Source organism: Microbacterium sp. zg.Y909 (genome assembly GCF_024626565.1).
Map to the genome: position 1 here is coordinate 1 of NZ_JANJFJ010000330.1, position 5,004 is coordinate 5,004.

Here is a 5,004-nt window from a genome sequence, read left to right on the forward strand (position 1 = left end):
ACCCGCTGCCAGGAGGTGGCCGGGTTCACCACGGTGGCGGCGATCGCGTAGCTCTCGGGGGCGAGGAAGCGTTCCTGGCCCGGCTTCAGTGACATGTTGTTCACCGCGACGATCGTCGACGCCGACAATTCCACCACATGAAGCTCAGCCATGAGCACAGGTTATCGGGCTTTGCGACCCTGACGCACATGCGCGAGAAAGCGTCACATGCCGTTCACGCCGTCGACGCGAGCACACCCAGCCTGTCGGCCAGGAACGAAGCCTGCGCGTACCACTGGTGCGCCTGTCCGCCCTCGTGCTGGTTGTGCGTGTACACCTCGATGCGCTTGTCGCCGGAGTAGTGGTTGAACGCGGCGTAGACCGTCGATGGCGGGCAGACCGGATCCATGAGCGCGACGGAGAAGAGGGCGGATGCCGTCGCCCGCCGGGCGAAGCTGACCCCGTCGAAGTACGACAGCGTCTCGAAGACCCGCTCGTCCGCGTCCCGGTGCACCGAGAGGTAGCGCACGATCTCCTGATAGGGGTCGCTGTCGGTGAGCCCCACGGCACGCTCGAAATGGCACAGGAACGGCACGTCGGGCATGGCGACGACGAGGCCGTCGCACAGTCCCGCGACGGCGAGCGCGATGCCTCCGCCCTGGCTGCCCCCGGTGACCGACACGCGTGCCGGGTCCACCTCGGGAAGGGAGCGCACGGCATCAACGGCGCGCACGGCGTCGGTGAAGACCCGCCGGTAGTAGTACGTCTCGGGCGAGTCGATGCCCCGCGTCATGAACCCGTTCGCCGCAGGTCCCGACCCGTGCGGGTCGGGGGTGTCACCGCCGGATCCCCACGCCGAGCCCTGGCCGCGCGTGTCCATGAACAGGTGCGCGTACCCGGCTGAGGCCCACGTGCTGCGCTCCCCGGGAAGACCGCGGCCGCCGCCGTAGCCGTTGTACTCCACGACGGCGGGGAGGGGCCCGGTCACGCCCCGCGGCAGGGTCAGCCACGCGCGCACCGGCTCGCCGTCGTAGCCGGGGAAGGTGACGTCGTGGACGTCGAAGACCGTGAAGGGCGTTTGCACCGGGCGGCGGGTCACCTCGCCCCCCGCCGCGCGGGATGCCGCGAGCGTGCGCGTCCAGAAGTCGTCGAAATCGCCGGGTTCGCGGACGTCGGGTCGATAGGCGCTGAGCTCAGCCGCGGGCAGGTCGAAACGGGGCACGATCGCCACCCTAGAGGGCGGCGGGCGCTCAGTAGTGGATCGACACCTCGACGCCCGGGGCAGCCCAGTCGTAGAGCTGCGCCGCACGCCACTCCGGCATCCCGACGCAGCCGTGGCTGGAGGGCGTGCCCCAGTTGCTGTGCCAGTACACCCCGTGGAAAGCCTGTCCGCCGTTGAAGTACATCATCCACTTCACGTCGGGCTGCACGTAGGGACCGAGGTCCTCGCCGTTCGGCCCTCGGTAGGTGCCGTACAGCGTCTGCATCGGGTACATGCTCTGGATCGTGTACTCACCGGGGTAGGTCGGTGCGCCCTGTTTGCCGGTGGAGACCGACCAGGAGTCCACGGCGGCGCCGTTCTCCCAGAGGGTGACGCGCTGGGAGCTGAGGTTGACGTCGATGGTGCGCGTCAGCGACGTGGTCTGGAACTCGGTCTCGACGACCGGCAGCGCGTAGGCCGCGTTGCCGTCGGCGAGCTGCTCGGCGAACCCTGTGGCGATGCCGTCGGTCGATTCCAGCGCGCGGCCGGTCTGACCGGCCTGGATGTCCCAGAGCTTCTCGCCGGCGGTGTTGGTGATGACGGTGGCGTCGACCGCTTCGCGGGCGACGAGAGCGGGCAGGGTGTCGACCATCGGCTGGATCGCCGCGGCATCCGCTTCGAACGTCACTTCGCCGTTCTCGCCCGTCGACAGGGTCAGCCAGGATGCCAGCGCCGCCCGGTCGATCGGCACGGTGCGCTCCTCGCCGATGTAGAAGCCGGCGGAATCGAGCATGGCGTTGAGCGTGTCGACGCCCGCCTGACCTTCTTCGGTGGTCGTGTGCGCGGGCAGCGTGGCCCGGCCGGGATCGTCGAGGGTGACCGAGGCCGCACCGTCGTCGAAGGCCTGCTGCAGCGCCGCTTCGACGGCCGTCGGGTCGATGCCTTCGCCGTCGATCGCGGGGGTCAGCACGTAGGCCTGCGATGCCGCGTCGAAGGCGACCGTCGCGTCGGTGGGCGCCGTGTACAGCGCGGGGGCGATGTCGCGCAGCACCTCCGCCGTCTGCTCGGCGTCGATGGTCACGGTGGCGGCCACGGGATCGCCGAACCACTGGGTGACGTTCCACATGGGGCGCTCGGCGAAGGCGGCTTCGGCGAGGGCCCGACCGTCGACGCTCGCGCCCAGGTCGGCGGCGGTGACGGTCGCGCCGCCCTCCAGCACGATCTCGGTGCTGCCGAGGCGCTCGTTGATCACGTCGCCTGCGGCACCGGGAGTGAGCCACCCGACCGGCACGCCGGCCACGGACGTGCCCGGGGCGACCAGCATGAGCGATGCGGCGGCCGCGCCGAGTGCGAGGGCAGCGGCCGGTACGCCGATCCACAGACCCAGTCGGCGTCGCTTGGGTGCCGCTTCGGCGGGTGCCCAGCGCACGTCGTTTCCGTCGGTGCGGTCACCTCCTGCGTCGAGGGCGACGGTCGTCGCATCGCCGGCGGCAGCGCCGTTCGAACTGTCTGCCTCTGGCCTGGTGACCACGTCCGTCACATTCCACCCCCCGGTTCGTGTGGGCCGATACGTCCTTACCATGATAATCGACGCCTGACACGCCGGGGGCAACGGAACGGTCACGGTACGGCGCAGGACGGCGGCTCGACGCGATCGGCGGCGCGGGAGGACGAGGTGCGGTTGGATGGAGGTGTCGCCTCCGCCGATCGGCGCGGGCGCCCCATCGAGGAGGAAGCGTCCTATGGCTGAGATCGTGATCGTCCCGTCGGCAGCGGATGCCGGAGCGCTCGTCGCCGCGGAGATCCTGGGCCTGGTGAAGCGAAAGCCCGACGCCGTGCTGGGCCTCGCCACCGGCTCGACGCCGCTGCCGGTCTACGAGGCGCTGCGGGCTCGACACGGCGAGGTGGACCTCTCTCAGGTGCGCGGGTTCGCGCTGGACGAGTACGTGGGCATCGACCCGGCGCATCCCGAGAGTTACCGCAACGTCATCACGCGGGAGGTCGTCGAGCCGCTCGGGCTGGACCCGGCGCGCGTGCGCGTGCCGAACGGCTCGCTCGAGGGCATCGAGCACGCCGGCGACGACTACGAGCGCGCCATCGCCGAGGCGGGCGGGGTCGACCTGCAGATCCTCGGGATCGGCACCGACGGGCACATCGGCTTCAACGAGCCGGGATCGTCCTTCGCCTCCCGCACCCGCGTGAAGACGCTCACCGCGCAGACGCGCGACGACAACGCGCGCTTCTTCAACTCGGTCGAGGAGGTGCCGATGCACTGCATCACGCAGGGCCTGGGCACCATCCTGTCGGCCCGGCACCTCGTGCTGCTGGCCTTCGGCGAAGGCAAGGCCGCTGCCGTGGCCGGCGCGGTCGAGGGGCCGGTGACCGCATCGCTCCCGGGCTCCGCGATCCAGCTGCACCCGCACGCGACGGTCGTGGTCGACGAGGCCGCGGCGTCGAAGCTCACGCGGGCGGATTACTACCGCTACACGTGGGAGAACAAGCCCGCCTGGCAGGGGATCTGAGCGCGGTCCGGGCTCACACGCTCGGCCCGCTCAGCCCGCTCAGCCCGCTCAGCGAGCGAAGACCTTGCCGGGGTTGAGGATGCCGAGCGGGTCGAACACCCGGGCGATGTCCCGCTGCAGCTGCCACTGATCGTCCCCGAGCTCGTCGGCGAGCCACCGCCGCTTGAGCACGCCGATGCCGTGCTCTCCGGTCAGCGTGCCGCCCAGGCGCAAGGCGGCGCGGAACAGGTCGTCGGCGGCATCCCAGACGGCCGGCGGTACCTCCGTGCCCTCGAACACGAAGTTCGGGTGCAGGTTGCCGTCGCCGGCGTGCGCGACCGTCGGGATCACCATGTCGTGGTCGCGCTCGACGCGGGCGATCTCGTCGAACATCGCCGGCAGGGCGCTGCGGGGCACCGAGACGTCCTCAATGAGGGTCGTGCCGAGGGTCTCCATGGCCGGGTGCATCGCGCGGCGTACGGCCAGCAGCCGCTCGCCCTCGGCCTCGTCGGCGGCGAGGACCACCGTGCCCCCCGCGGCTGTCAGCACATCGGCGATGGCCTCGGCCTCGACGTCGGCGGCGGGACCGTCGGTCTGGATCGTGAGCTGGGCGGCGCCCGGGGTGGGAGGCGGCAGCTGCAGCAGCCGGTGCACGGCCTCGAGGCTGACGGCATCCATCAGCTCCATGATCGCCGGCTGGATGCCCGAGGCGGTCACCGCGGCCGACCCGACGGCGGCCGAGCGGACGTCGGAGAAGGTGGCCGCGAGGGTGCGCGTGCCGCCGGGTACGAGACGGCGGAGCTTCAGCGTTGCACCCACGACGACGCCGAGGGTTCCCTCGGAGCCGATCATGAGCGCGGTGAGGTCAAGACCGGTGACGCCCTTGACGCTGCGGTGGCCGAGATGCACCAGCCGGCCGTCGGCGAGCACGACGTCCAGGCCCAGCACGGCATCGCGGACGACCCCGTACTTGGCGCACAGCAACCCGCCGGCGCCGGTGGCGATGTTGCCGCCGACGGTGGAGATGTCGCGGCTGGCGGGGTCGGGGGCCCACCACAGTCCGTGCGCGGCCAGCGCCGCGTTGAGCTCGGCGTTGATGATGCCCGGCTCCACCACGGCGAGCAGGTCGTCGGGGCGCACCTCGAGGATGCGGTCCATGCCCCGCACCGACAGGGCGATCTCGCCCGCACCTGCGTTGGCGCCGCCGGCGAGTCCGGTACCGGCGCCGCGGGTGACGACGGGCGTGCGGGTCGCGGTGGCGATCTGCATCGTCTGCTGCACGTCGGCGATGGATGCCGCGTGCACGACGGCCAGGGGGGCCGC

General features: G+C 71.4%; 4 protein-coding genes and 1 pseudogene. 1 reads left to right on the forward strand and 4 read right to left on the reverse strand.

Annotated elements, in window-relative coordinates; translation table 11 throughout:
* The 3 genes and pseudogenes from NQ160_RS18380 to NQ160_RS18390 all read right to left on the reverse strand — a co-directional run.
* Positions 1-152, reverse strand: a pseudogene (locus NQ160_RS18380) (GNAT family N-acetyltransferase); the annotation flags it as partial.
* Between the two features lie 62 nt (positions 153-214).
* Positions 215-1,201: an acetylxylan esterase gene (locus NQ160_RS18385; protein WP_257516570.1), complete on the reverse strand. Its 987-nt coding sequence runs from the start codon at positions 1,199-1,201 to the stop codon at positions 215-217.
* 28 nt (positions 1,202-1,229) lie between these two features.
* Complete coding sequence (locus NQ160_RS18390; RefSeq protein ID WP_257516571.1) at positions 1,230-2,711, reverse strand: L,D-transpeptidase family protein; 1,482 nt, start codon at positions 2,709-2,711, stop codon at positions 1,230-1,232.
* 211 nt (positions 2,712-2,922) lie between these two features.
* Here NQ160_RS18390 and NQ160_RS18395 point away from each other — a divergent pair, with 211 nt between their 5' ends.
* Positions 2,923-3,702 carry a glucosamine-6-phosphate deaminase gene (locus tag NQ160_RS18395; RefSeq protein WP_257516572.1) on the forward strand — a complete coding sequence of 260 codons (780 nt, stop codon included), beginning with the start codon at positions 2,923-2,925 and terminating at the stop codon, positions 3,700-3,702.
* A gap of 48 nt (positions 3,703-3,750) precedes the next feature.
* On the opposite strand, the gene NQ160_RS18400 is transcribed toward NQ160_RS18395, so the two are convergent.
* On the reverse strand, positions 3,751-5,004 hold a 1,254-nt coding region (locus NQ160_RS18400), incomplete at its 5' end, for an FAD-binding oxidoreductase (protein ID WP_257516573.1).

Excerpts from the sequence above, each read along its gene's own strand:
- NQ160_RS18395 (WP_257516572.1), top strand. The coding sequence starts at position 2,923 with ATGGCTGAGATCGTGATCGTCCCGTCGGCAGCGGATGCCGGAGCGCTC.